27 protein-coding genes are annotated in these 23,421 nt (G+C 66.7%); 19 read left to right on the forward strand and 8 right to left on the reverse strand.

The window, feature by feature from the left end:
- Positions 1-35: 35 nt before the first annotated feature.
- The 11 genes from ACZ1JS_RS02875 to ACZ1JS_RS02925 all read left to right on the forward strand — a co-directional run bounded on the left by ACZ1JS_RS02875 (position 36) and on the right by ACZ1JS_RS02925 (position 9,254).
- On the forward strand, positions 36-821 hold the full coding sequence (locus ACZ1JS_RS02875; protein ID WP_465167632.1) for a F0F1 ATP synthase subunit A: 786 nt from the start codon (positions 36-38) through the stop codon (positions 819-821).
- A gap of 40 nt (positions 822-861) precedes the next feature.
- The gene (locus ACZ1JS_RS02880; RefSeq protein ID WP_055998526.1) at positions 862-1,089 is read left to right on the forward strand and encodes a F0F1 ATP synthase subunit C; all 228 of its coding nucleotides are present in this window, start codon (positions 862-864) and stop codon (positions 1,087-1,089) included.
- A 109-nt stretch (positions 1,090-1,198) separates the two neighbouring features.
- On the forward strand, positions 1,199-1,690 hold the full coding sequence (locus ACZ1JS_RS02885) for a F0F1 ATP synthase subunit B family protein (protein ID WP_465167633.1): 492 nt from the start codon (positions 1,199-1,201) through the stop codon (positions 1,688-1,690).
- Positions 1,683-2,315 carry a F0F1 ATP synthase subunit B family protein gene (locus tag ACZ1JS_RS02890; protein WP_465167634.1) on the forward strand — a complete coding sequence of 211 codons (633 nt, stop codon included), beginning with the start codon at positions 1,683-1,685 and terminating at the stop codon, positions 2,313-2,315. The genes ACZ1JS_RS02885 and ACZ1JS_RS02890 overlap by 8 nt, the downstream gene beginning before the upstream one ends.
- 124 nt (positions 2,316-2,439) lie before the next feature.
- Complete coding sequence (locus tag ACZ1JS_RS02895) at positions 2,440-2,760, forward strand: DMT family transporter (protein ID WP_465167635.1); 321 nt, start codon at positions 2,440-2,442, stop codon at positions 2,758-2,760.
- Positions 2,761-3,177: 417 nt separating this feature from the next.
- Positions 3,178-4,062, forward strand: coding sequence for an alpha/beta hydrolase (locus ACZ1JS_RS02900; protein WP_465168618.1), 885 nt, complete (start codon positions 3,178-3,180; stop codon positions 4,060-4,062).
- Between the two features lie 605 nt (positions 4,063-4,667).
- Positions 4,668-4,964 carry a hypothetical protein gene (locus ACZ1JS_RS02905; protein ID WP_465167636.1) on the forward strand — a complete coding sequence of 99 codons (297 nt, stop codon included), beginning with the start codon at positions 4,668-4,670 and terminating at the stop codon, positions 4,962-4,964.
- A gap of 1 nt (position 4,965) precedes the next feature.
- The gene (locus ACZ1JS_RS02910; RefSeq protein WP_465167637.1) at positions 4,966-5,955 is read left to right on the forward strand and encodes an oxidoreductase; all 990 of its coding nucleotides are present in this window, start codon (positions 4,966-4,968) and stop codon (positions 5,953-5,955) included.
- Positions 5,956-6,007: 52 nt separating this feature from the next.
- On the forward strand, positions 6,008-7,099 hold the full coding sequence (locus ACZ1JS_RS02915) for a GGDEF domain-containing protein (RefSeq protein ID WP_465167638.1): 1,092 nt from the start codon (positions 6,008-6,010) through the stop codon (positions 7,097-7,099).
- A gap of 39 nt (positions 7,100-7,138) precedes the next feature.
- A complete protein-coding gene (gene uvrC / locus ACZ1JS_RS02920) occupies positions 7,139-9,070 on the forward strand; it encodes an excinuclease ABC subunit UvrC (RefSeq protein ID WP_465167639.1) in 1,932 nt (643 codons plus the stop codon).
- Positions 9,048-9,254 (forward strand): type II toxin-antitoxin system CcdA family antitoxin, encoded by a 207-nt coding sequence (locus ACZ1JS_RS02925; protein WP_465167640.1) that lies wholly within the window; start codon positions 9,048-9,050, stop codon positions 9,252-9,254. The genes uvrC and ACZ1JS_RS02925 overlap by 23 nt, the downstream gene beginning before the upstream one ends.
- 9 nt (positions 9,255-9,263) lie before the next feature.
- On the opposite strand, the gene ACZ1JS_RS02930 is transcribed toward ACZ1JS_RS02925, so the two are convergent.
- Entirely contained in the window at positions 9,264-9,434 is a 171-nt protein-coding gene (locus ACZ1JS_RS02930; RefSeq protein WP_345876634.1) for a hypothetical protein, read from the reverse strand.
- Between the two features lies 1 nt (position 9,435).
- Between ACZ1JS_RS02930 and ACZ1JS_RS02935 the strand changes: the two genes are divergently transcribed.
- The 6 genes from ACZ1JS_RS02935 (at position 9,436) to ACZ1JS_RS02960 (ending at position 15,536) form a co-directional block, all read left to right on the forward strand.
- Positions 9,436-9,675, forward strand: a complete 240-nt coding sequence (locus ACZ1JS_RS02935; RefSeq protein ID WP_465167641.1) for a hypothetical protein — start codon at positions 9,436-9,438, stop codon at positions 9,673-9,675.
- Entirely contained in the window at positions 9,672-10,625 is a 954-nt protein-coding gene (locus tag ACZ1JS_RS02940; RefSeq protein ID WP_465167642.1) for a polysaccharide deacetylase family protein, read from the forward strand. The genes ACZ1JS_RS02935 and ACZ1JS_RS02940 overlap by 4 nt, the downstream gene beginning before the upstream one ends.
- On the forward strand, positions 10,622-11,533 hold the full coding sequence (locus tag ACZ1JS_RS02945; RefSeq protein WP_465167643.1) for a GNAT family N-acetyltransferase: 912 nt from the start codon (positions 10,622-10,624) through the stop codon (positions 11,531-11,533). Before ACZ1JS_RS02940 ends, ACZ1JS_RS02945 begins: the two co-directional genes overlap by 4 nt.
- Positions 11,534-12,470: 937 nt before the next feature.
- Complete coding sequence (gene recO / locus ACZ1JS_RS02950) at positions 12,471-13,202, forward strand: DNA repair protein RecO (RefSeq protein WP_465167644.1); 732 nt, start codon at positions 12,471-12,473, stop codon at positions 13,200-13,202.
- A gap of 72 nt (positions 13,203-13,274) precedes the next feature.
- A complete protein-coding gene (leuB, locus tag ACZ1JS_RS02955; protein WP_465167645.1) occupies positions 13,275-14,318 on the forward strand; it encodes a 3-isopropylmalate dehydrogenase in 1,044 nt (347 codons plus the stop codon).
- Positions 14,319-14,423: 105 nt separating this feature from the next.
- A complete protein-coding gene (locus ACZ1JS_RS02960; protein WP_465167646.1) occupies positions 14,424-15,536 on the forward strand; it encodes a glycosyltransferase family 2 protein in 1,113 nt (370 codons plus the stop codon).
- 183 nt (positions 15,537-15,719) lie between these two features.
- Here ACZ1JS_RS02960 and ACZ1JS_RS02965 read toward each other — a convergent pair whose 3' ends face one another.
- Positions 15,720-16,952 (reverse strand): glycosyltransferase family 39 protein, encoded by a 1,233-nt coding sequence (locus ACZ1JS_RS02965; protein ID WP_465167647.1) that lies wholly within the window; start codon positions 16,950-16,952, stop codon positions 15,720-15,722.
- 147 nt (positions 16,953-17,099) lie between these two features.
- Between ACZ1JS_RS02965 and ACZ1JS_RS02970 the strand changes: the two genes are divergently transcribed.
- Positions 17,100-18,323, forward strand: coding sequence for a class I SAM-dependent methyltransferase (locus tag ACZ1JS_RS02970; protein WP_465167648.1), 1,224 nt, complete (start codon positions 17,100-17,102; stop codon positions 18,321-18,323).
- A gap of 203 nt (positions 18,324-18,526) precedes the next feature.
- On the forward strand, positions 18,527-18,721 hold the full coding sequence (locus ACZ1JS_RS02975; RefSeq protein WP_465167649.1) for a con-10 family general stress protein: 195 nt from the start codon (positions 18,527-18,529) through the stop codon (positions 18,719-18,721).
- Between the two features lie 54 nt (positions 18,722-18,775).
- Here the strand turns inward: ACZ1JS_RS02975 and ACZ1JS_RS02980 are convergent, their stop codons facing one another.
- The 6 genes from ACZ1JS_RS02980 to ACZ1JS_RS03005 all read right to left on the reverse strand — a co-directional run bounded on the left by ACZ1JS_RS02980 (position 18,776) and on the right by ACZ1JS_RS03005 (position 23,304).
- A complete protein-coding gene (locus tag ACZ1JS_RS02980) occupies positions 18,776-19,534 on the reverse strand; it encodes a helix-turn-helix domain-containing protein (RefSeq protein ID WP_465167650.1) in 759 nt (252 codons plus the stop codon).
- A 198-nt stretch (positions 19,535-19,732) separates the two neighbouring features.
- A complete protein-coding gene (locus ACZ1JS_RS02985) occupies positions 19,733-20,002 on the reverse strand; it encodes an HPr family phosphocarrier protein (RefSeq protein ID WP_465167651.1) in 270 nt (89 codons plus the stop codon).
- On the reverse strand, positions 19,999-20,406 hold the full coding sequence (locus ACZ1JS_RS02990; protein WP_056454184.1) for a PTS sugar transporter subunit IIA: 408 nt from the start codon (positions 20,404-20,406) through the stop codon (positions 19,999-20,001). Before ACZ1JS_RS02990 ends, ACZ1JS_RS02985 begins: the two co-directional genes overlap by 4 nt.
- 23 nt (positions 20,407-20,429) lie before the next feature.
- Positions 20,430-21,320: an RNase adapter RapZ gene (gene rapZ / locus ACZ1JS_RS02995; RefSeq protein ID WP_465167652.1), complete on the reverse strand. Its 891-nt coding sequence runs from the start codon at positions 21,318-21,320 to the stop codon at positions 20,430-20,432.
- Complete coding sequence (locus ACZ1JS_RS03000; RefSeq protein ID WP_465167653.1) at positions 21,320-21,733, reverse strand: HPr kinase/phosphorylase; 414 nt, start codon at positions 21,731-21,733, stop codon at positions 21,320-21,322. The genes rapZ and ACZ1JS_RS03000 overlap by 1 nt, the downstream gene beginning before the upstream one ends.
- Positions 21,730-23,304, reverse strand: a complete 1,575-nt coding sequence (locus ACZ1JS_RS03005; protein ID WP_465167654.1) for a sensor histidine kinase — start codon at positions 23,302-23,304, stop codon at positions 21,730-21,732. Before ACZ1JS_RS03005 ends, ACZ1JS_RS03000 begins: the two co-directional genes overlap by 4 nt.
- Positions 23,305-23,421: the final 117 nt, after the last annotated feature.

The raw sequence follows: 23,421 nt of genomic DNA on the forward strand, positions 1-23,421 counted from the left end.
GTTTCGGGCGCCTTGGCATATCGGGGCGAAGCGACGTGGCGCAGGCAGGCAAGATCGATCCGATGCACCAGTTCGAGGTGCAGACGATCTTCAACATTCCGCTCGGCGATACCGTCCTGCCGTTCACCAATTCGGCATTGTGGATGATCGTCGCGGCGGTCGCGTTGTTCGTGTTCATGATCGGCGGCATGAAGCAGCAGCAGGTGCCCGGTCGCTGGCAGATGGCGGTCGAGGGCTTCACCGGCTTCATCGACAAGCTGCTCGCCGCGAATATCGGGCATGAAGGGCGCAAGTATCTGCCCTATGTCTTCTCGCTGTTCATGTTCATCCTGTTCGCGAACGTCGTCGGGCTGCTGCCTTTCGGACTGGTCGGGCTGCACCCGTTCACCGTTACCAGCCACTTCACCGTGACCGGCGTCCTCGCCATCGCCAGCTTCTCGATCGTGCTGATCGTCGGCCTGTTCAAGCACGGCCTGCGCTTCTTCAGCCTGTTCGCGCCGAAGGGCACGCCGGTCCCGGTGCTGCTGCTGGTCGCGCCGATCGAGTTCGTGTCGTTCATGGTTCGCCCGTTCAGCCTCGCGCTGCGACTGTTCGTCGCGATGACCGCGGGCCATATCCTGCTCAAGGTGCTGGCGGGCTTCATCATCAATTCGAGCGCCGCCGGTGCGGGCATCGGCGTGCTGGTCAGCGTGCCGAGCTTCGCGCTGATGGTCGGCGTGTCGGCCCTCGAAATGCTGGTCGCCGGCGTGCAGGCCTATGTCTTCGCGCTGCTGACCTCGCTCTACATCAACGATGCCGTGCACCTGCACGCCCATCACTGATCCCAACCCAAACAAAGATTTTTCCAAGGGAGTTTTCGACATGGAAGCAGACGCCATCAAGTTCCTCGGCGCCGGTCTGGCCGCCATCGGTGCCGGCCTCGCGGCACTCGGCGTGGGCAACGTCTTCGCCGCTTTCCTGCAGGGCGCACTGCGCAACCCGTCGGCCGCTGCCAGCCAGCAGGGCAACATGTTCATCGGCTTCGCCGCCGCCGAACTTCTGGGCCTGCTGGCGTTCGTCGTCGCAGTGCTGCTGATCTTCGTCGCGTAACTGCGTGACGCCCGGCGCGGGGTTTGCTCGCGCCGGATCTCCGGCTCTTTACGAGCCGGTTTCGGCCGGGTGATGGCGCCCGGTCGACCAGACCAATACGGGACGTTTCATGCCGCAAATCGAGCAGCTCGCCGCGACCTGGGGGTCGCAGGTCTTCTGGCTGGTGCTGACCTTCGGCATCGTGTTCCTCGTCGTCGGCCTCGGCATGGTGCCGAAGGTGCAGGGCACCGTCGACAAGCGCGACCAGGGCATTGCCGCCGATCTGGCTGCCGCCGATCAGGCGCGCAGCGCAGCCGACGCGACCGAAGCGGCATGGCGTGCCCGCGAAAATGCCAGCCGTGAGGCTGCGCAGAAGCTGCTGGCCGAAGCGCGTGCCAAGGGCGCCGCCGCCGCCGCCGAACGGCTGGCCGCGGCCAATGCCGATGTGCAGGCACGCGTTGCCCAGGCCGAAGCCGATATCGCTGCCCAGCGCAGTGCGGCGATGGCCGAAGTCGAACAGGTCGCTGCCGAAGCGGCCCAGGCGATCGTCGCCCGCGTGTCGGGCGTGCAGGTCAGCGAACAGGACGCGCAGGGCGCGGTAAAGGCGGTGCTGCATGGCTAATTCCGAAGCGGCTGCGCATGTCAGCCCGACGCTGAACGAAGCGATCCACGAAGAAGGTCTGCCCAAGACCGGTGCGGATGCGGTCGAGAGCGAGCATGGCAGCACCACCGCCGCCAACCATCCCGATCCGAAGGCGCTCGGCCTCGACGGCACGGCGTGGGTCAGCGCGGCGATGCTGCTGTTCCTGATCGTGCTGGTCGTGAAGGGCGTGCCGGCGGTGATCGGCCGGCTGCTCGACGGACAGATCGCGGTGATCCGCACGCGGCTGGACGAGGCACGCAAGCTGCGCGCCGAGGCCGAGGCGCTGCGCGACGAATATACCGCGAAGATAGCCGGGATCGAGGCGCAGGCGGCCGAGATGGTCGCCCATGCCGAAGCCGAGGCACAGGGGCTGCTGGCCAAGGCCGAAGCCGATGCCGCCGACCTGACCCAGCGTCGTGCCAAGATGGCGACCGACAAGATCGCCGCTGCCGAGCGTGCCGCCATTGCCGAAGTCCGCGCGACCGCCGCCGATGCCGCCGCCAAGGCCGCGACCGCGCTGATTTCGACGCATCTGTCGGGCGAGGCCGATCGTGCACTGATCGACCGGACGATTGCCGGGCTGGGTGGCAACCGGCTGAACTGACACATTTTACCATCGTGGTAACGCCGCCCCGCCGACCCGGTGGGGCGGCGTTTCGCGTTTGGGGCGGCGCCTCTTTCGGGTTTCCGGCGCGCCCTCCCTTCATCGAGCCCGCAGGGAGAACGCCATGGCATGGGCCATTTTGGCGATTGCGGTCGTGTGTGAGATCGTGTGGGCGCTGAGCCTGAAATGGGCGGCGGGGCAGGGAACGCTGGCCGCCTCCGCCGTGCCGATCACATTGTCGTTCGTGAACATGGGGTTGCTGGCGCTGGCGATGCGCGGCATTCCGGCGGGAACGGCCTATGCGGTATGGACCGGGCTGGGTGCAGTCGGAGTCATCATCGGTGGCGCCATGCTGTTCGGCGAACGGATCGCGCCGGTGCAGGCGGGGTTCATGGTGCTGATCGTCGTCGGTGTGGTCGGCACCAAGCTGTTCGCGCAAGGGTGAAGGCGGCGAGCGGAAGTTGACGAAGGTTGCACATCTGCAACCTTGTGACGGACGGGGTTTCGGCAATTTCGACGAACGCGCCTATCGTAGCCGAGCTGTCGTCTGTAGGACAGTGTCGATATTTATCGTTCACTTACAACGGCTTGAATAGGGTTTCGAACAGCCGGGCGGAAGGTGCTGGTCGATCGACGTCCCGAGTGGCACGGCCGTGCGGGTTGTCGTCGCGGGAAAGTGGACACCGAAGGGACGGGAGCGCGTCGAGAGCTGATGGCGCACGTCCAAGTTAACGCTAACAGAATCGTTGGACAAGCGCGGCGCTGCCCGGAATACTCGCCTGATAACAAAGGGAGAGGACCCGTCATGCAAGCAAAGAACCCCGCGCGGCTGCGCCGGTTGGCGACCATTATCGGCGCGGCGATGAGCGTCACCATGTCGCCGGCATTGGCGCAAAGCGACAAGATGGAGCCGATCGCCATGCCCGCGCAGCCGGACGCGATCCCGCTCAAGACCGGCACGCTACCCGACGCCAAGGCGCGAGAGGCGTGGCACCAGCAATATGGCAGCGTGTTCGCGCGCAACGTCACCGATGCGACGCTGACGCCGTTCCTGCCCGATCCCGCCAAGGCGACGGGCACGGCGGTGATCGTCGCGCCGGGTGGCGGGTTTCGCACGCTGTCGATGCAGAATGAAGGCTGGGACGTCGCCAAGGCGCTGGCGGCGCGGGGCGTGGCGGCGTTCGTGCTGAAATACCGGCTGAACCAGACGCCCGCCGACATGGCCGGGTTCGAGAAATCGATGACCGCGATGTTCTCCGCCACCGCGCAACGCCCGCCGCGACCCGCCCCGGCCGCCGCCGCTACCGCGCTGGCACCGCAGATCGCCGACGCCAATGCCGCCTTCGCACTGGTCCGCTCGCGCGCAAACGAGTGGAAGATCGATCCCAATCGCATCGGCATGATCGGTTTTTCGGCGGGTGCGATGCTGACCATGGCGACGACGCTGTCGTCGGATCAGGCGAAGCCGGCGTTCATCGGCGACATTTACGGGCCGCTCGCGGCGTCCAGCGTGCCCGCCGACGCACCGCCGCTGTTCGTCGCGCTGGCGGCCGACGACCCGTTCTTCGCCAATGGCGGGTTCGGACTGATCGAATCGTGGAAGGCGGCGAAGCGGCCGGTCGAATTCCACCTGTACGAACAGGGCGGGCACGGCTTCGGCATGTATCAGAAGACGACGACCAGCACCGGATGGTTCGATGCCTTCGCCAAGTGGATGGAGATGCATGGCTGGATGAAGCGGGGATAGGCGCCGGGGATCGGGGGTGCGGTTACGTTTAAAACAGCGATCGCCCCCCGATCGGAGCGGACGTGGTGCGTAGGGGCTGAACGAAGTCGAAGACCCGTATCGAAGCACCTGCTCCAAACGGTCCTTCGATACGCCATTGCGACAAGCTGGCTACGCAGGACGAACGGGTCTGGTTGATGTCGTCCGATCCTACGTATCCCCGCGAAGGCGGGGATCCAGGGCGGCATAGGCAAGCCTTTGATCTACTTGGCCCTGGGCCCCCGCCTGCGCGGGGGTACGGGGGGTTGGCCAGTTCGTTCGTTCCGAAACGGACCGCGCGACCTGTTTGGGAAGGGCAGGGTTCGTCCTTCACACCTTATCCGGGTGGAGGCCGAGTCCAGTTGGGCAGGCGTATCGGCAAGATGCCGGCGTCTCCCAATTGGGCCCCGGCCTTCGCCGGGGTACGACGGTGTCGGTTCGCCACGATTTCGTCTCGGCAACGAGCGTTCTGGCTCGTTTCGGGACAGGGCAACGTGTGTGGCGGCAGCCGACCGTGCCCGCTTGGCGATAGCCGGGCCGCGCGCTAAGTCCTTGCGTGGGCGACCAAGCCCATGGAGGGACTGCCGATGAAACTGCTCCTGACCGCCGCGCTGCTGACGATGCCGATCGCCGCTTCGGCACAGACCGCGCCTGCGGCCGCGCCCGCCGCCGCGAAGCTGACCATCGACAGCAGCATCGAAAGCATCGCCGCCAACCCCAAGGGCAAGGCGATCCTCGACGCGACCTTTCCCGGTATGCTCGCGCACGAATCCTATGCGATGTTCAAGGGGATGAGCCTGAAGCAGGTCCAGCCCTATGCCAATGGCCGGATCACCGACGAACAAGTCGCGAAGGTCGCCGCCGAACTCGCGAAGATCGGCTGACATGGTACGTGTCGGCCTGATCGGGTTCGGCCTTGCCGGCGCGTCGTTCCATGCGCCGCTGATCGCGACGGTCGAGGGAATGGAACTGGCCGCGATCGCGACGTCGCGGCCGACCGACCGGTTTCCGGCGGCGACGCGCCATGCCGATCCGCAGGCGCTGATCGCCGACGACAGCATCGATCTGGTCGTGATCGCGACGCCCAATGACAGCCATGCGCCGTTGGCACAGGCGGCGTTGGCGGCGGGGCGGCATGTGGTGGTCGACAAGCCGCTGGCGATCGACGACGAGGATGCCGTCGCGCTGGTGCAGCTGGCGCGCGGGGCGGGGCGGTTGCTGAGCGTATTCCACAATCGCCGCTGGGACAGCGATTTCCTGACGGTCGAGCGTTTGTTGCGTGACGATGCGCTGGGCGAGGTGATGCTCGCCGAGTTCCGCTGGGACCGGTTCCGTCCGGCGATCAAGCCCGGCTGGCGCGAGGAAGGCGGCCCGGGCAGCGGGCTGCTCAACGATCTCGGGCCGCACATGATCGATCAGGCGATCCGCCTGTTCGGCATGCCCGATGCGGTGGCGGGCGACGTGACGCAGCAGCGTCCCGCCGCCGGGGTCGACGATTATTTCGAGATCGTGCTGCGCTATGGCGCGCGGCGGGTGACGATCGGGTCGGCGTCGCTGGTCGCCGCGCCCCGCCCGCGCTTCGCGCTGCACGGGACCAAGGGCAGCTTCGTCAAATACGGCATCGACCCACAGGAGGCGGTGCTGCGCGCGGGCGGCATGCCCGGCGACAGCGGCTATGGCATCGAGCCAGAGGCGCAATGGGGCGTACTGACCGATGGAGAAGGCGCCGCCCGGCCGGTGCGGTCGGAGGCGGGCGACTGGCGCGGATATTACCGGGCGATGCGCGACGCGATCCGGGGCGAGGGCGCGGTGCCCGTCGATCCGGTCGATGCGGTACGCGGGCTGCGGATCATCGCGGCCGCACGGACGGGATGAAAATATAGCCCGTTATCGGCTGTTAACGCCTGTCCGGTACGTATCGCCGGGCATGTTCGACGATCCCAACCTGGCGACGCTGCGCCAATGCAGCATCCTGTGCAGCGCGGCCTATACCGTGGTGTTCTTCTTCATGGCCGGGCGGCGGGCGTGGTATGTGTATTGGGGATGGGGGGCGTTCAGCTATTGCGCGTCCCTGATCCTCGCTGCGCTGGTCGGCGAACCATTTCCCCTCTGGACGCAGATGGCGACGGATGGGGTGCTGGCGTTCTCGATGGCGTTGGTGCTGGCCGGCGTCCGGCGGTTCGACGGGGTCCGCGGTTTCGTCCCATGGATGTGGGGTCTGGTCGCGGCCACTGCGATCGTGCCGAGCGTGGCGTTGACGGCGTTGGGGCGGGGGCCGGCTGCGTCGGCCTGCTGGTCGTTCACGATGGCCTGCTGTTCCTTCGCTTTTGCCGTGCCGCTGCTGCTCGCGCGCGCGAACGACGGTACCACCCGACCGCGCCGCATCGCCGGCAGCCTGCTGATGCTGTATGTCCCAATGTACCTGATCGTCGCGGGCTGTCAGCTGTTCGCGCCGCAGGCAGCGGTGATGCTGGAGGGGGTGCCGTTCTTCGCCGATCAGCTGCTGTTCGGCGCGGCCAATCTGGCCTTGCTGTGGATACCGGCGTCGCACTCGGAATATCGGTTGCGGCAGATGGCGCTGCGCGATCCGCTGACCGGGGTGTGGAACCGCGCGGCGCTGGCGGCGAGCGAGGTCGAGTTGCTGGTGCCCGGACGGGTGGCACTGCTGATCGATGTCGATCGGTTCAAGGCGATCAACGACCGCCATGGCCATGGCGTGGGTGACCGGGTGCTGATGGCGATCGCCACCGCCCTGCAACATAGTGTCGGTGGCGATTTCGTCGCGCGGCTGGGCGGGGACGAATTCCTCGTCATCGCCAGCGCCGACGATCCCGCGACGATCATCGACCGGATACGCGGCCGTGCGGGTCGCGAAGAGGCGGGCTTGCCGGCATGGACGCTCAGCATCGGTGCGGCGCGGATCGAAGCCGGCGACCGGTCGATCGACGACGTCATCCAGCGTGCCGACCAGTTGATGTACCGTGCCAAGCATCGGGGCCGAACGCCGGTCGCCGCATGACGCTGGCGTTCGCTCGCCGCACTTCCTAAATCGGCGGGGATGTCGGAAACACCCAACGCGCCCAATCGCTTCAACGAGGACAAGGCCAGCTTCACCGTGCGCGGTTCGGACGCGCCGGATATCGATGCCGGAATCGCCGCGATCCGCAACGTGCTGGCGACGCTGCCGGTGCGGCCGGGCGTGTACCGGATGCAGGATGCGCGCGGCGAGGTGCTGTATGTCGGCAAGGCGCGCGCGCTGAAGAACCGCGTGGCGAACTATACGCAGGTGTCGCGCCTGACCAAGCGGTTGCAGCGGATGGTCGCGCAGACGCGGTCGATGACCATCGTCACGACCAATAACGAGGCGGAAGCGCTGCTGCTCGAGGCGCAGCTGATCAAGCGCTATCGCCCGCCCTACAACGTCCTGCTGCGCGACGATAAGTCGTTTCCGTTCATCCTGTTGCGGGCGGATCACGACTTTCCGCGCATCCAGAAGCATCGCGGCGCGCGGCGGGCCAAGGGCAATTATTACGGGCCGTTCGCGTCCGCGGGTTCAGTGACGCAGACGCTGAACGCGTTGCAGAAGCTGTTCCTGCTGCGGTCCTGCACCGACGGTTTCTTCAAGACGCGTGACCGGCCGTGCCTGCTGTACCAGATCAAGCGCTGTTCCGCGCCGTGCGTCGGGCGGATCGATCAGGCGGCCTATGCCGAGCTGATTTCCGACGCGAAGGACTTCCTTGCAGGCAAGTCGACCAAGGTACAGGCGAAGCTGGGCGTGCAGATGCAGGCAGCGGCCGAGGCGATGGACTTCGAACTCGCCGCGGTGCTGCGCGACCGGTTGAAGGCGCTTACCTTCATTCAGGGGTCGCAGGCGATCAATGCCGATGGCGTCGGCGATGCCGATGTCTTCGCGATGGCGTGTCTGGAGGGGGTGATCGGCATCCAGGCCTTCTTCATTCGCGGCGGGCAGAATTGGGGGCATCGCAGCTTCTTCCCGGCGCATACCAATGACGTGCCCGAGGATGAGGTGCTGTCGGCCTTCCTGATGCAATTCTATGAAGAAGTGCCGCCGCCGCGCAACGTGTTCGTCGACCGCGAACTGGCCGAAGGGGACGTGCTGGCCGAGGCGATGGCCGAGCGCGCCGGGTTCAAGGTCGCGCTGTCGGTGCCGCAGCGCGGCGTGCGGCGGCGGCTGCTCGATCAGGCGAAGCGCAATGCCGAGGAGGCGCTGCAACGGCGTAACGCGGAATCGACGACGCAGGCGCGGCTGTTGCGCGAGGTGGCCGAACTGTTCGAACTGGAAGGGCCGCCCGACCGGATCGAAGTCTATGACAACAGCCATATCCAGGGCACCAATGCGCTGGGCGCGATGGTGGTCGCCGGGCCGGAGGGGTTCCGCAAGGGCCAGTATCGCAAGTTCAACATCAAGCAGGCGCAGACCAACGACGATTTCGCGATGATGAAGGAGGTGCTGACCCGCCGCTTCGCCCGCGCGCAGGAGGAGAATCCCGATCGCGAGACCGATCGCGACGGCAATGGCTGGCCCGACCTCGTGCTGATCGACGGCGGCAAGGGGCAGTTGAGCGCGGCGAAGGCGGTGCTGGAGGATCTGGGCATCGAGGATGTGTGCATGGTCGGCGTCGCGAAGGGGCCGCATCATGGCCGCGACGGGCGCGAGGTGTTCCACCTGATGGACGGGCGCGAGCTGACGTTGCCGGTCAATTCGCCGGTGCTGTTCTATCTTCAGCGGCTGCGCGACGAGGTGCACCGTTTCGTGATCGGTGCGCATCGCGACAAACGGTCGAAGGCAATCGGCGCCAGCCCGCTCGACGAGGTGCCGGGCATCGGGCCGGCGCGCAAGAAGGCGCTGTTGATGCATTTCGGCACGGCGCGGGCGGTGCGCAACGCCAGCCTCGCCGATCTGCAAAAGGCGCCGGGGGTCAGCAAGGCGATGGCGCAGGGGGTGTATGACTATTTCCACGCCCGCTGAACCGGTCGCGATCGACGCCGCGCTGCTGGCGCGCGCCAGGGCGGCGGGGGTGGATGTGACGGCGACCTGTCATGTCGCGCTGGCGCGTGCGGTCGAGGAAGCATCACTGGCGTCGCAGCGGGCGGAAAGCGCGGCTGCGATCGCCGAATGGAATGACTGGGCGGGGTCGCTGCCGACCGGCTAGCGGGACTTGCTAGGCCATGGCGCGTTGCAGGAAGCTGCGGATCGCCAGCCAGCGCTGTGCCTCGCCCCGGTCGCCGCGGCACAGCGCGCCGGCGGTCCGGGCGGCGGCGACCTGCAACGCGTTGCGGCCGTGCTGCGCGACCAGGAAGATCGCGTCGGTCCGGTCGATATCGTCGCTCATTATGCCTCCGATATGGTTTAAATTCGGCCGCGTAACGGCTTGGCCGGCGATCCTGTTCCAATACATCAGTGTACTAAAGCGCGCGATTTTCGAGGCTTGCATGGTACGCGCCGGCAATATCCGCGCCGAACTGCGGGAAATCATGGTTAACGCGCATTATGTACACGGCGTACCGAACTTGCCGATCGGGCAAGAACGCTTCACCGGTTCTTTACGTGAAACGGGCAGGACAGCAGCATGACGACCCCCGTCTTCCTGACGATCGATACCGAGTTGATGTGGCGGCATCACGCCGCCGACCTGCCGGCCGATCAGGTCGTGCAGCGGTCGCTCGAACCCGCCGGGGTCGGGGTGACGTGGCAGATCGAACGCCTGCGCGCCTATGGGTTGAAGGCATGCTTCTTCGTCGATCCGCTGCCCGCCCGGCTGTACGGCATGGCAGCGATCGCGCCGACTGTAGAGGCGATATTGGCGGCGGGGCAGGAGGTGCAACTGCATCTCCACCCCAATTGGGCGCACGCGGCGTTGGACGATCGCGGCCAAGCGCATGTGTTCGAACTGGTCGATCTGTCGCGGCAGGAACAGCAGGACCTGCTGGGCGAAGCGCGCGACCTGTTGCGGGCGGCCGGCGTCCCCGATCCGGTCGCGTTCCGGGCCGGCAGCTATAGTGCGAACGACGTAACGCTCGATGCGCTGGCGGCGCTCGGCTTTGCCTATGACAGCAGCCACAACGGCGCGCACCATCCATGGCCGAGCAAGATCGCGTTGTCGCCGGACGTGATCGCGCCGGTCGTGCATCGCGGGCTGATTGAGGTGCCGGTGACGACGATCGCGACGCCCGGCGGGGGGCGGCGGCATTTCCAGATTTGCGCGCTGTCGACAGCCGAAATGCGCGCAGCGCTGCTCCATGCCGCTGCGCAGAACCATGCGGCGGTGACGATCGTCAGCCATGGCTTCGAACTCGCCAACCGCAGCGGTACGCGAGCCAATCGCGTTCATGTCCGCCGGTTCGAGGCCCTGTGCCGCACCCTCGCCGCGCAGGCCGATCGCCTGCCGACGACGCATTTCCGCGATCGTCCGGCGCTGCGGCTGGGACAGGAGGACAGGCCGCTGCCCGCCAGTGCGCTGCGGACGCGGTGGCGGCAGGCCGAACAACTCTGGTCGAACTGGATCGAGGAGCGCGCGGCGTGACGCAGGTCCAGCCCTGGCCGATCAAGTTCCAGATCGGCGCGCGGACGCTGTTCTCGGTGCGGCGACGGCTGGTGCGCGTGCCGATGGAGTTGCGCGACGTGCTGGCGGGGGAGGTGCCGGTGCTGCCGCCCTTGCCCAAGGGCGCGGATGGCTGGTCGGTGACCTCGCTGCCCGAGCCGCTGATGCCGGCGGTCGTGGCGGAGGCGGCGATCGTGTTCGTCCGGCAGCGCTATACGCGTTACCACACCGACCTGACGATCGGGTTCGATGCGTGGTTCGCCGGGTTGTCGGGCAATGCGCGGTCCTCACTCAAGCGCAAGCGCAAGAAGCTGGCCGAGGTGAATGAAGGGTCGCTCGACGTCCGCACCTATCGCACCGCGCACGAACTGGCCGAGTTTCATGGCCTTGCGCGGCGCGTGGCCGAGCGGACCTATCAGGAAAAGCTGCTGGGGGCGGGGCTGCCGGCCGACGTGCCGTTCCGCGCGGTGATGCAGGGCAAGGGCGCGCGCGGCGAGGCGTTCGGTTGGCTGTTGTTCGTCGGCGGGTCGCCGATCGCCTATCTCTACTGCCCGATGACCGGCGGCGACGTCCGCTACGACTATGTCGGGCATGATCCGAGCTGGAGCGAATGGTCGCCGGGCAGCGTGCTGCACATGGAAGCCTTCCGCACGCTGTTCGCCGAGCCGGCGGCGCTGCGGTTCGATTTTACCGAGGGCGAGGGGCAGCATAAGCGGCAGTTTGCGACCGGGGGGACGGCGTGCGTCGATCTGCTGTTGTTGCGCGACAGCCGGGCCAATCGCGCGGTGGTGGCGGCGTTGCAGGCGTTCGACGGCGTGGTCGAGCGGGTGAAGCGTGCCCGGGACTGGCCGGTGGTTGGGAGCGTTGTGGCTCGGGTACGGCGGGGGTAGCCGGCATCGGATTACGAATTGGACGTTTTTCCTCAAGCGAACTCGTCAGCAAGCGTGGCGTTTTCGTACTCCGGCAAAGGCCGGGGTCCAGTTCGGAGGCGTTGGTCAGGTACGGAAAAGCCTTCCCAACTGGACCCCGGCCTTCGCCGGGGTACGAGGAATTTTCGGTATGGCGCGCGATTTTGGCACGGCTGTCTCGTCGGGAAGGGGAGTATTGCCCCCGAAGCTTCGATAGTCATTCGATCGCTCCCGAATGTGTTGCGGAGCATACGGATGTTGGCGGTAAGACGGAATGATTATTCGAAGTTCGATCGTTGCGGCGCTTTCGCTCGCGACGCTGGGTTGCAGCGGCAGGAAGAGCAGCGACGAGCGTTGGGTCGTGCTGAAAATCGTTTTCGACGGGACGCCAGCAGCGGATGCGTTAGTTCATGGAACCGGCGAGCCAAGTATAGGGGGGCCATTTCCTGACCATGGGGGTTTGGCGCAGGCACTTCATCAATGCGGGCAGCCAAGCTTTGAACTCATCGAAGATGGGATGCACTCGGGGACTGTGATTTTCCGTAGTGAAGGGGACGATCTCGCTATGATCCGGTGTGTAGCACGGGTGATGCCTACCGAATTCACTGCCGAATATACATCTGGACCCGTCGATCTGGATTCCGGCAAATTCGAGCCTATACGGGGCATTTCGAGCGCGATGACAAGAGCTAGATCCGTTCGTGCTGAGTAGGGGCTGAGCTTGGTGAACACCTGTATCGAAGCACCTGTCCAAACGTCCTTCGATACGCTATTTCGACAAGCTCAATGGCTGTTCAGGACGAACGGGTTCGCGTCATGTCGGTAGGCCATGGGAACCAAATTTCGGTCCAATCAATCGAAATGTCAGCCTTGTACCAGCATGATATCACGCGTTTCCCTTCCCTGCTAAACCAATCCCATGCACCTCAACACCACCGCCATCCTGCTTTCGGCCCGCCCCCATGGCGAGCATGGTGCGGTGGTGCGGGCGCTCACTGCCGAGGCCGGGGTGCAACCCGGATACGTCCGTGGTGGGCGGAGCCGGGCGATCCGGCCGGTGTTGCAGCCGGGCAATATCGTGCGCGGCGACTGGCGGGCGCGGAGCGATACGCAGTTGGCGGCGCTTGGCGTCGAACTGGTCGAGAGTCGGGCGCCGCTGTTCGCCGAACCGGTGCCGGCGGCGGCGATCGACTGGATGTGTGCGCTGACCGCCTATGCGCTGCCCGAGGCGCAACCCTATCCGCGCATCCATGCCGCGCTCGACGGGCTGTTCGCGGCGATCGCGGCGGCACCGGCGGCGCGGGCGTGGATCGGGGCGCTGGTGCGGACCGAATTGCTGATCCTGTCCGAACTGGGCTTCGGGCTGGCGCTCGACGAATGCGTCGCCACGGGGGCGCGCGACGATCTGACCCATGTCAGCCCGAGAAGCGGCGGTGCGGTGTCGCGCGGGGCGGCGACGGGATTGGAACATCGGTTGCTGGCGCTGCCCGCCTTTCTGGCGGAGGGCGGGCCGGCAAGTTGGGAGGCGGCGTTCGACGGCCTCGCGCTGTCGGGGCATTTCCTGTCGCGCGACCTGCTGGGCGGGCGGGGGCAGGACGTGCTGGCGGCGCGCGAACGGTTGATCGAGCGATTGAAAAGGACGGTTGCGTGACCCGCCCGGCTTGGGGCAGGGGCTTTTGCCAGTGAAACGCGCAATCTTCGTGCGCGAAACAGGAATGACGCAATGGCCTTGATCGCGATACTGCCCGGCGACGGGATCGGACCGGAAGTGGTGGCGGCGGCGCGCCGGGTGCTCGACGCGCTGGGTCTCGACCTGACGTTCGAGGAAGCGCCGGTCGGCGGCGCGGCGTATCGCGCACATGGCCATCCGCTGCCGCCGGCGACGCTCGATCTGGCGAAGCGCGCCGATGCGGTGCTGTTCGGCGCTGTCGGCGATCCCGAATTCGACAATGTCGCGCGCGAGCATCGCCCGGAGCAGGCGATCCTGGGCTTACGCAAGGCATTGGGGCTGTTCGCCAATCTGCGTCCGGCCAAGCTGTTCGCCGGGCTGGAGGATGCATCCGCGCTGCGCCCCGAAGTCGCCGCCGCGATCGACATGGTGATCGTGCGCGAGCTGACCGGCGACGTCTATTTCGGCGAGAAGGGGCGGGGAACGACCGCCGAGGGGCTGCGCGAAGGCCATGACCTGATGCGCTATGACGAGTCCGAAGTGGCGCGCATCGCCCGCGTCGCGTTCGAGACGGCGCGGACCCGCAACCATCGGCTATGCTCGGTCGACAAGGCGAATGTCCTCGAAACCTCGCAACTGTGGCGCGACGTGGTGATCGAGGTGTCGGCCGACTATCCCGACGTCGCGCTGACCCATATGTATGTCGACAATGCCGCGATGCAGCTGGTGCGCAATCCGGGCCAGTTCGACGTAATCGTGACGGGCAATCTGTTCGGCGATATCCTGTCGGATCAGGCGAGCATGTGCGCCGGTTCGATCGGGATGCTGCCCTCCGCCGCGATCAATCAGGACAAGAAGGGGCTGTACGAGCCGATCCATGGTTCGGCACCCGATATCGCCGGGCAGGGCAAGGCGAACCCGCTGGCGACGATCCTGTCGGCGGCGATGATGCTGCGCCATTCGCTGGGCTTGCCGGAAGCTGCGGACCGGATCGAGGCGGCGGTGACGGCGGCGCTGGTCGCGGGGCATCGGACGCCGGACCTCGGCGGCAGCGCCACGACGCAGGACATGACGAACGCGGTGTTGGCGGGGTTGTGATCTTCACCCGCTGCCGCATCCCCGTGCAGGCGGGGATCCAGGGTAACGAACGGGGTCGCCCGTGGCTCTGGACCCCCGCCTGCGCGGGGGTACGGTAAGGGGGATATGATTCCGCTCGACCTCGCCATCGTCGTGCCCGTGTTCAACGAACGCGGCAACGTGCCGTTGCTGGTCGCGGCTTTGGACACGGCGTTGGCGGGACTGGCGTGGGAGGCGATCTTCGTCGACGACGACAGCCCCGATGGCACCGCCGATGTCGTTCGCGAGATCGCGCGTGCCGATCCGCGTATCCGCGTGATCCAGCGCATTGGCCGGCGCGGACTTTCCACCGCCTGTATCGAGGGGATGTGCGCCACCGCGGCGCCACTGGTCGCGGTGATCGACGGCGATCTGCAGCATGACGAGACGCTGTTGCCGCGCATGGCGGCGGCGCTCAAAGCCGATGCGGCGCTCGATCTGGTGATCGGCTCGCGTTTCGTCGCGGGCGGTGGGACCGGGGCTTGGGATGCCGATCGCGTCGCCAAGTCGGCGCTCGCCACCCGCCTGTCGCGGCGGGTGCTGAAGGCCGACCTGTCCGACCCGATGAGCGGCTTCTTCATGATCCGCAGCGCGGTGGTCCGCCGCGTCGCGCCGCGCCTGTCGGGGATCGGGTTCAAGATATTGCTCGACATCCTGACCGCCGCGCCGGAGCCGTTGCGGTTTGCCGAACTCCCCTATGTGTTTCGCACGCGGGCGGTGGGGGAAAGCAAGCTCGACCATGTCGTCGCGCTCGAATATCTGATCGCGCTGTACGACCGGATGTTCGGGCGGGTGGTGCCGGTGCGCTTCGTCATGTTCTCGGCGATCGGCGCGGCGGGGGCGATCGTGCATCTCGCGGCGCTGGGGCTGCTGCTGGAGTTGGGCAGCGGGTTCGTGGCCGCGACGATCGTGGCGACGATGGTCGCGATGACGTTCAACTTCTTCCTGAACAACCACCTGACCTATCGCGACCGGCGGCTGCGGGGCACGAAGGCGTTGCTCGACGGCTGGGTGTCCTTCTGTGCGGTGTGTTCGGTGGGGGCGGTGGCCAATGTCGGGCTGGCGGCGTTCCTGTACGATGTGCGCGGGGGGGCTTGGGCGCTGCCGGCGCTGGCGGGGATCGCGGTCGGGGCGGTGTGGAATTTCGCGCTGTCGTCGCGCTTTACCTGGGGGCGCTACGGGCGGCGGCGAGCGGCGTAAGGGTTTCGCGCGAAGGCGCTGAGAGATCAGGATTTTCGCGCAAAGGCGCAAAGTGCGCAAGGAGGTTGCGTCGGCCGCAATAGCGGCTTTCGACCGATAGGAGGAAGGGATGACGATCTTCCGATCGCAACCCCTTGGCGTCCTTTGCGCCTTTGCGCGAAAATCTACTTCGCGTGAACCAAATCAACGCCAGCTATCGAACCACATCCAGCGGTTGAACGCCTGCGGTCCCGATAGCGGGGCCGCCGAGATGATCGGGTAGAAATAGACGAACAGCATGATCGCAGGCAGCGCGAACCATTCGTCGGCGCGGGCGAGGCGGCCTTTCGCATGGGCATGGAAGGCGGCGGCGAGCGCGAGGCACAGCCAGATGCTCGAAAGATGATAATAATAATAGAAGCCGAGCGATTTGGGGATCACTGCCCAGACCGCCAGCGACCCGACCCATAGCAGCCCGACCCCGAACAGCGCCGGTGCCCGCCGCTTCCAGCCGCTCCACAGGCACACCGCGACCGCCAGCAATCCGCCCCACATGATCGCCGGATTGCCAAGCAGCAGCACGCCGCGCTGCACCCCGTTATCGGGTTCGTAGAAATACCAGATCGGCCGGGCGAGCAGCGGCCAGCTCCACCAGCTCGACTGATAGGGATGCGCCGCCAGTATCTGCGTCTGGCGCTGATACATGTCCCATTGGAACGGCAGCAGGCGGGCGAAGGTCAGTGGTTCGGACGCGTAGAAGAAGGCCGGCGCGAAGGTCGCGAAATAGGTGGCGATGCTGACCGTCCCGAGGATCGCCAGCGCCGGGATCAGCCGCAGTCCCGGCCAGTAGTCGCGCTTGCCCGTCTTGCCCCAGATCAGCAGCAGCGCCGCGCCCGCGACATAGGGCACCGCCGCCCATTTCACCCCGACCGCCAGCCCGAACAGCAGTGCCGCCAGCGTCAGTCGCACCGCCGGACGGCCGCGCATCGACCAGAGCAGCGCGGCGATGGCCAGCGTCACGAACGCGCCGAGATAGACTTCCAGCATCGCGGTTCGCGCCTCGACCAGCAAGGTCTGGTTGAGGACCGCCATCCCCGCGCCGAACGCCGCGACATGCGTCCGCCGGAACAGCAGTTGCAGGATGGCAAAGACGCCGAGCACCGTCGCCGTCCCCGCCAGCGTGCCCATGATCCGCCAGCCCCATGGATTGTCGCCGAACAGCGCGATGCCGAGCGCGATCAGTTCCTTGGCGACCAGCGGATGTTCGGGATTGGCCGGATAGGCGAGCGTCAGCAGGATGCGCGCGGCAGGGACGTAATGGACTTCGTCGAACGACAGCCTGCCCGGTCGGCCCAGCCCCCAGGCGAACAGCAATTGCGCCGCAACGCCGATCAGCAGCGCGGTGGTCCAGGGGCGATCGCGCAGGCGGGAGAGCATGGGGGGCGTGTAGCGGAACCGCCGAGCCAAGCAAATCCTCCCCGTGCCGGGCAGGATTTTGGCGCGGTCGTGTGGCTTCGCGTCCTGCTGCACGGATTGTTAACGCTCGCCTATGACTTGCCACATTCGGTCCCTAACGCACCGTTCATGGCACTGATCGATACGTTCCTGTCGCGCACCGTTCGTCGCGGCACCCTGTCCCTGACCCATGCCGATGGCCGCACCGTCAACTTCGGCAGCCCCGACCCGGCCTTTCCCGACGTCGCGATCCGCTTCACCAAGCCCGGCGTCGCCGGCCGGATCGTCCGCCATCCGGCGCTGGGCGCGGCGGAGGCGTATATGGACGGCGATCTGGTCATCGATCGCGGCGACATTCGCGATCTGGTCGAACTGCTGACCGGCAACACGCCCTGGGGCCGTGGCGGCGGGTTGCAGCCGTCGCTGCCGATCCGCCTGTTCGATGCGGTTCGGCACCGGGTCGACCGGGTCAATATGGCGCGCCGGTCGAAGCGCAACGTCGCGCATCATTACGACTTGTCCGACCGGCTCTACGCGCTCTTCCTCGACAGCGACCTGCAATATAGCTGCGCCTATTTCACCGATGCCGACAACGGCCTCGAACAGGCGCAGGCGGACAAGAAGGCGCATATCGCCGCCAAGCTGGCGATCCGGCCGGGGATGCGCGTGCTCGACATCGGTTGCGGCTGGGGCGGGATGGCGCTGTATTTGCATCAGAAGACCGGGGCCGAGGTGCTGGGCGTTACCCTGTCCGAAGAGCAGATCAAGGTCGCCCGCCGCCGCGCCGAGGAAGCGGGCGTCGCCGACAAGGTGAAGTTCGAACTGATCGACTATCGCCACGTTACCGGCCGGTTCGACCGGATCGTGTCGGTCGGCATGTTCGAACATGTCGGCCCACCGCAATATGGCGCGTTCTTTCGCAAATGCCGCGAATTGCTGAGCGACGACGGCGTGATGCTGCTCCACACCATCGGCCGGATGGGCGTGCCGGGCGTCACCGATACCTTCACGACCAAATATATCTTCCCCGGCGGCTACAATCCGGCGCTGTCGGAGATCGTGCGCGGCTATGAGGGGACCAAGCTGATCGCGAGCGATGTCGAGGTGCTGCGCGTCCATTATGCGCTGACCATCGACCACTGGTACGCGCGCACGGTGGCAGCGAAGGAGCAGATCGTCGCGCTGTACGACGAGAAATTCTACCGCATGTGGACCTTCTATCTGGCCGGTGCGGCGGCGGCGTTCCGCCATGGCGGCATGGTCAACTATCAGGTGCAACTGACTCGCGACCGCTGGGCACTGCCGCTGACGCGCGATTACATGGTCGAGGAAGAACGGCGGCTGCGGGGGTGAGCGATATTTCCGATCATGGCCGGCGGGTCCGGCCCTGTTCGGTTGCGGATCCGGCAGTGTCGCGACGCGTGCTTCGAGCAGCGCTGGCCGTTTCGTACCATCACCTAAGTGAATGATGGATATAATTAAAGCTGCGCCCGGCGTTGCAACGGTCGCCGGTCGATCTTCGTCTGTGTCCGCGAGCGGGATGCAGGAGAGCGATAATGGCAGACAGTAATGGCGGCGGCGGCCGCAACAATAATCCGGGCAATTTTGCCAATGACCGCGAAAAGGCTTCCGAAGCCGGACGCAAGGGCGGCCACGAAAGCGGCGGCAATTTCAGGAACGACCCGGAACGCGCGAGCGAAGCCGGATCGAAGGGTGGCCAGAGCAGCCATGGCGGCCAGAGCAACGGCTGACCGGTTGCGGCGGCGAACGGTCCGCCCATGCCGTTCGCCGCCATTCCGATCCGATCAGCCGACGGTGATGCCGACGACCTTCCACTCGGTATCTTCCTGATCGAGCATGACCGTTTCGACCTGCTCGCCGCCCTTGGCGAAGCGGGTGCGGAACTTGACCGATTGGTAGCCATAGGGCGGGGCGGGGACATATTCCTGTCCGATCAATGTCCGCGACACGACTGGGCCGAGCGGCGTGCGTACTTTTTCCGAGACATTCGCCCAGACCTGCTCGGTATTCAGCTTGCGAAAGGCGACACCGAACCGGCGGTAGCTGTCGGTCCAGCGGCCCTGGTCGACCAGTTCGAGAAAGGCGCGCGCCGCTTCGGGGGCGGGGGTCGCCGGTGCGGTCGCGGGGGGCGGCGGCGGCGTCTGCACCGTTGCGGGTGTCAGGGTGAGGGCCAGCAGGCCGAGGGCAAGGGTCATCAGAAACGCTCCGATCAGAAACCGGGGCGACCGGACGGACCGCCCCGCGCCGTCGTCCGGCGCGGTCTCGACATCGGTCGCGCTGACGGCCACGTCGTCCCCGTTTCTGTTGTCCCCGAGATTTTCGGGGGTCGCGCCCTCCGCCTCGAACAGCATCCGCGCCGCCTCGCGACTGCTCGACACCGCCAGCTTGCGCCGCGCTTCGCGGAGCCGTTCGTTGATGGTGTGGACCGACAGGCCGAGCGTGACCGCCACCGACTTCGCATCATGCCCGCGTACGATCAGGCGCAGCGTCTGCTTTTCCTTGTCGGTCAGGGTGGCAAGCGCGGTTTCGGTCGGCTGGGGCATGGGGGTTGGCCTATGGCCGGGGCGGGGGTGGGACCACCCCTAAAAATTTGGGAGGGCGGGTTCGCCAGTCTTCTCCCCTTCTTGAGACAAGCGTCGCCCCAGCGAAGGCTGGGGCCTCGTGCGGCTCCTGTCTTGTGCAATCACCGGGAGATCCCAGCCTTCGCTGGGATGACGTGCGCGGGGCAGGTTGCGCCGCCCCTAATCCTCGCCGAAGCGATCCTCGACCAGTTGGGCGAGTTGCCCGACCACCAGTTCCGCGCCGGCGCCCGATGCGCTGATCGTGATATGGTCGCCCTTGGCCGCGCCCAGCATCATCAGGCCCATGATCGACGTGCCGGTGACCCGCGATCCGTCCTTCTCGACGCTGACCTCGATCGGTTGCGCGGCGGCCATCGTCACGAACTTGGCCGACGCCCGCGCGTGCAGGCCGCGCCGGTTGGTGATCTGCACCGTGCGCGTGACCGTCATGCCGCTGCTTCCCCCAGAACCTCGCTGGCGACCGAGATATATTTGCGACCGGCCTCGCGCGCGGCGGCGACCGCTTCGGCGACCTTCATCGCCTTGCGCGCGCCGCCCAGACGGATCAGCATCGGCAGGTTGATGCCGGCGATCACCTCGATCCGGCCGGTTTCCATCAGCGAGATGGCGAGGTTGCTGGGCGTGCCGCCGAACAGGTCGGTCAGCACGATCACGCCCTGCCCGGCATCGACCGCGGCGATCGCGGTGGCGATGTCGGCGCGGCGTTCCTCCATATCGTCCTCGGGACCGATACATACCGTCTCGATCCGCTCCTGCGGGCCGACGACATGCTCCATCGCAACGACGAACTCCTGGGCAAGACGACCATGCGTCACCAATACCAACCCGATCATGTTCGTCGTCGTTCCCACATCCGTCATGGCGCGCGCCGTGCGCCTTCCAGCGAATCCTGCGGCGCCGTGCCGAGATCGCGATGGTCTATCGTGGGCGAAAAACCCTGTTCGCGCAACCATGCCCCCATGCGTTCGGCGACATGGACCGACCGGTGTCTCCCGCCGGTACAGCCGAAGGCGATGGTGACATAGGATTTGCCCTCCGCCTTGTAGCGCGGCAGCAGGATCGACAGCATCGTTTCGAACGAGGCGATGGCGGCGTCATAGGCCGGATCGGCCTGCACATAGGCGGCGACATCGGCGTCGAGCCCGGTGCCCGGCCGCAGCACCGGGTCCCAGTGCGGATTGCGCAGGAACCGCATGTCGAGGACGATATCGGCGTTGCGCGGCACGCCCCGCGCGAAACCGAACGACAGCACCGACAGCACCGGATCGGCACTGCCCGGTGCCGCGAACGTCTCGCGCACCCATTCGGCTAGCGCGTTGCGGGAGAAGTTGGTCGTGTCGAGCAAGCGGTTGGCGAAGCCGCGTAGCGGTTCGAGCACCTCGCGCTCGCGCTCGATCCCGTCGGCGGCGGTGCGGTCGGTCGCCAGAGGGTGGCGGCGCCGCGTTTCGTTATAGCGCCGCTCCAGCTCGGCCTGGCTGCTGTCGAGGAACAGCACGCTGACGCCCAGGTCGGGGCGATCGCGGATCGACCGGACGATCGCTTCGGCATCGAAGCCGCGCGTCCGCGTGCCGATGCCGATCGCCAGTTGCCGCTCGGCATCGGCGGGGCTGGCGGCGATAAGGTTGCCGAGCAGGCGCAGCGGCAGATTGTCGACAATGTCCCAGCCGCTGTCCTCCAGCGTCTTGAGCACCGTCGATTTGCCCGCCCCCGACATGCCGGTGACGAGCAGGATATCGGCATGGCGCATTATCGGAGTATCCTGTCGAGCATGAGGTCGATCTTGGCGGGTGCCGACGCTTCGAGCAACGCCAGTCTATAGGCGGGAATGGCGATCCCGGCGATGACGCGCGTCGCCGGTTCGGGCATGCGGTCGGGCGTGCCGGCTTCGATGAACAGTGCGACCGGCACCCTCGCCAGGGTCGGGCGATCGACGATGCCGATTCCGCGCACCTCGATCCGCCCGGCAATGGTGGCGGGGGCGGTCGCGTGCAACTCGCCACCTTCGACGTGGAGCAGCGTGTAATCGTCGCTGACCAGCACCGCGCCGCGATCGATCAGGCGCAGCGCGAGGTCCGACTTGCCCGATCCCGATGGCCCGGCGATCAGCACGCCGACACCGCGCATCGCGACGCAGCCGGCATGGATCGGCGGTTCGTTCATGCGCCGATGATCGGCAGTTGCACGACGAAGCGCGCGCCTTCGCGGTTATCCCGGCGTGATTCGGCGGCGATCATACCGCCATGCCCTTCGACGATGGTCCGGGCGATGGCAAGGCCGAGGCCCGAATGCTGGCCGAACGCCTCGCCACCCGGACGGACCGAATGGAAGCGGCGGAACACCGCCTCGCGCTGTTCGGGGGGCACGCCGGGACCGTCGTCGGTAATCTCGATCTCGACCAGATCGCCGTCATTGCCGCCGCTGATCCGCACTTCGCCGCCCGGCGGCGAGAAGGAGATGGCGTTGTCGATCAGGTTGGCGAACACCCGTTCCAGCCGCGCGCCCTCGCCAAGCACCACCAGCGGATCGTCGCCGTCGCGCTCGAACTGCAGCGTGACGCCGCGTTCGAGCCCGCGATCGACGCGGTAGGCGACCAGCGCCGTGATCAGCGCGGCCAGATCGACATTCTCGAACTTCGCACGCGCCAACTGCGCGTCGAGCCGCGACGCATCCGAAATATCGGTGATCAGCCGGTCGAGCCGATGCACATCGTCCTGCACGATCGCCAGCAACTGGTCGCGCAAATCGGGGTCCCTGACCGTCGCGAGACCATCGACCGCCGATCGCAGCGAGGCGAGCGGGTTCTTGAGTTCGTGCGTGACGTCGGCGGCAAAGGCTTCGGTCGCGTCGATCCGGCTGCGCAGCGCGCCGGTCATGTCGGACAGGGCGCGGGCGAGCATCCCGATCTCGTCGCGGCGGCTGGGCAGGCGCGGGACGACTACCTCGCGGTCGCGACCCAAGCGTACCCGGATCGCGGCGCGCGCCAGCATGCGCATCGGCCGGACGATGGTGCGCGCGAGGAACAGCGACAACAGCACCGACAACAGCACCGCGACGGCGAGGACCATGCTCAGGCGGGCGCGTTCGGTCCGCACCGTCTGGGTAATGTCGCGGGCATTGACCGTCGCCATCAGCACCCGATCCTCGGGCAGCGGCGCGGCGGCGGTGACGACCGGCGTCCGGTCGGGCGCGCGCCACACCGTCGCCGCCGTGCCGCCGGTGGTGCGCACCGTCACCACATCGGGCCAGCGCAGGCCGCGCCCCGGCGCACGCTCGCGGTACAGCGGGTCGCGATCGTTGCGCACGACGGTATCGATCACCGCATCCAGCGCGCGCGCCGCATCCTGCTGCCAGCCATCCTTGTCGGGGTCGAGCAGCTGGAAATTGCGCACGCCCAGCTGCCGGCTATCGGCGACCAGCCGCCCGCGCCGGTCGTAGATGCGCAGGCGCAGCCCCGACTTGCGCGCGAAGTTGACCATTTCGTCGGTGCGCTCATCGGGTGACAGCAGCGTCAGCGCCTCGGCGATCAGCCGCACTTCCCGCTCGGCCTGCGCCACGCGGCCATCGACGATCCGGGCGCGGTAGCTGTCGAGATAGAAGAAGCCGCCCGCCAGCAGCGCGAGCGCGAAGATGTTGACGAACAGGATACGCGGGGTCAGCGACACGCGGCCCGACCAGCGCAGCGACAATGCGCCTTCGTCGGGCGGACGGTCGATGGGATCAGCGTCGGGCATGTTTCTCCCCGACCACTACCGTACCCCCGCGTAGGCGGGGGTCCAGGGGCCCCAACCACCAGCCGACGTTCTGCTTGGCTCTGGACCTCCGCCTGCGCGGGGGTACGGTGCCACCTG

Source organism: Sphingomonas sp. BL-S-05, from assembly GCF_055521695.1.

Excerpts from the sequence above, each read along its gene's own strand:
- ACZ1JS_RS02910 (WP_465167637.1), top strand. The coding sequence starts at position 4,966 with ATGGTACGTGTCGGCCTGATCGGGTTCGGCCTTGCCGGCGCGTCGTTC.
- ACZ1JS_RS02970 (WP_465167648.1), top strand. The coding sequence starts at position 17,100 with ATGGCACTGATCGATACGTTCCTGTCGCGCACCGTTCGTCGCGGCACC.
- ACZ1JS_RS02990 (WP_056454184.1), bottom strand. The coding sequence starts at position 20,406 with ATGATCGGGTTGGTATTGGTGACGCATGGTCGTCTTGCCCAGGAGTTC.
- ACZ1JS_RS02925 (WP_465167640.1), top strand. The coding sequence starts at position 9,048 with ATGACTATTTCCACGCCCGCTGAACCGGTCGCGATCGACGCCGCGCTG.
- ACZ1JS_RS02905 (WP_465167636.1), top strand. The coding sequence starts at position 4,668 with ATGAAACTGCTCCTGACCGCCGCGCTGCTGACGATGCCGATCGCCGCT.
- ACZ1JS_RS02940 (WP_465167642.1), top strand. The coding sequence starts at position 9,672 with ATGACGACCCCCGTCTTCCTGACGATCGATACCGAGTTGATGTGGCGG.
- ACZ1JS_RS02890 (WP_465167634.1), top strand. The coding sequence starts at position 1,683 with ATGGCTAATTCCGAAGCGGCTGCGCATGTCAGCCCGACGCTGAACGAA.
- ACZ1JS_RS02935 (WP_465167641.1), top strand. The coding sequence starts at position 9,436 with ATGCCTCCGATATGGTTTAAATTCGGCCGCGTAACGGCTTGGCCGGCG.
- ACZ1JS_RS02880 (WP_055998526.1), top strand. The coding sequence starts at position 862 with ATGGAAGCAGACGCCATCAAGTTCCTCGGCGCCGGTCTGGCCGCCATC.
- rapZ (WP_465167652.1), bottom strand. The coding sequence starts at position 21,320 with ATGCGCCATGCCGATATCCTGCTCGTCACCGGCATGTCGGGGGCGGGC.
- ACZ1JS_RS03000 (WP_465167653.1), bottom strand. The coding sequence starts at position 21,733 with ATGAACGAACCGCCGATCCATGCCGGCTGCGTCGCGATGCGCGGTGTC.
- uvrC (WP_465167639.1), top strand. The coding sequence starts at position 7,139 with ATGTCGGAAACACCCAACGCGCCCAATCGCTTCAACGAGGACAAGGCC.
- ACZ1JS_RS02980 (WP_465167650.1), bottom strand. The coding sequence starts at position 19,534 with ATGCCCCAGCCGACCGAAACCGCGCTTGCCACCCTGACCGACAAGGAA.
- ACZ1JS_RS02975 (WP_465167649.1), top strand. The coding sequence starts at position 18,527 with ATGGCAGACAGTAATGGCGGCGGCGGCCGCAACAATAATCCGGGCAAT.
- ACZ1JS_RS02900 (WP_465168618.1), top strand. The coding sequence starts at position 3,178 with ATGAGCGTCACCATGTCGCCGGCATTGGCGCAAAGCGACAAGATGGAG.
- ACZ1JS_RS02895 (WP_465167635.1), top strand. The coding sequence starts at position 2,440 with ATGGCATGGGCCATTTTGGCGATTGCGGTCGTGTGTGAGATCGTGTGG.
- ACZ1JS_RS02885 (WP_465167633.1), top strand. The coding sequence starts at position 1,199 with ATGCCGCAAATCGAGCAGCTCGCCGCGACCTGGGGGTCGCAGGTCTTC.
- ACZ1JS_RS02960 (WP_465167646.1), top strand. The coding sequence starts at position 14,424 with ATGATTCCGCTCGACCTCGCCATCGTCGTGCCCGTGTTCAACGAACGC.
- ACZ1JS_RS02985 (WP_465167651.1), bottom strand. The coding sequence starts at position 20,002 with ATGACGGTCACGCGCACGGTGCAGATCACCAACCGGCGCGGCCTGCAC.
- recO (WP_465167644.1), top strand. The coding sequence starts at position 12,471 with ATGCACCTCAACACCACCGCCATCCTGCTTTCGGCCCGCCCCCATGGC.
- ACZ1JS_RS02915 (WP_465167638.1), top strand. The coding sequence starts at position 6,008 with ATGTTCGACGATCCCAACCTGGCGACGCTGCGCCAATGCAGCATCCTG.
- ACZ1JS_RS02930 (WP_345876634.1), bottom strand. The coding sequence starts at position 9,434 with ATGAGCGACGATATCGACCGGACCGACGCGATCTTCCTGGTCGCGCAG.
- ACZ1JS_RS03005 (WP_465167654.1), bottom strand. The coding sequence starts at position 23,304 with ATGCCCGACGCTGATCCCATCGACCGTCCGCCCGACGAAGGCGCATTG.
- leuB (WP_465167645.1), top strand. The coding sequence starts at position 13,275 with ATGGCCTTGATCGCGATACTGCCCGGCGACGGGATCGGACCGGAAGTG.
- ACZ1JS_RS02965 (WP_465167647.1), bottom strand. The coding sequence starts at position 16,952 with ATGCTCTCCCGCCTGCGCGATCGCCCCTGGACCACCGCGCTGCTGATC.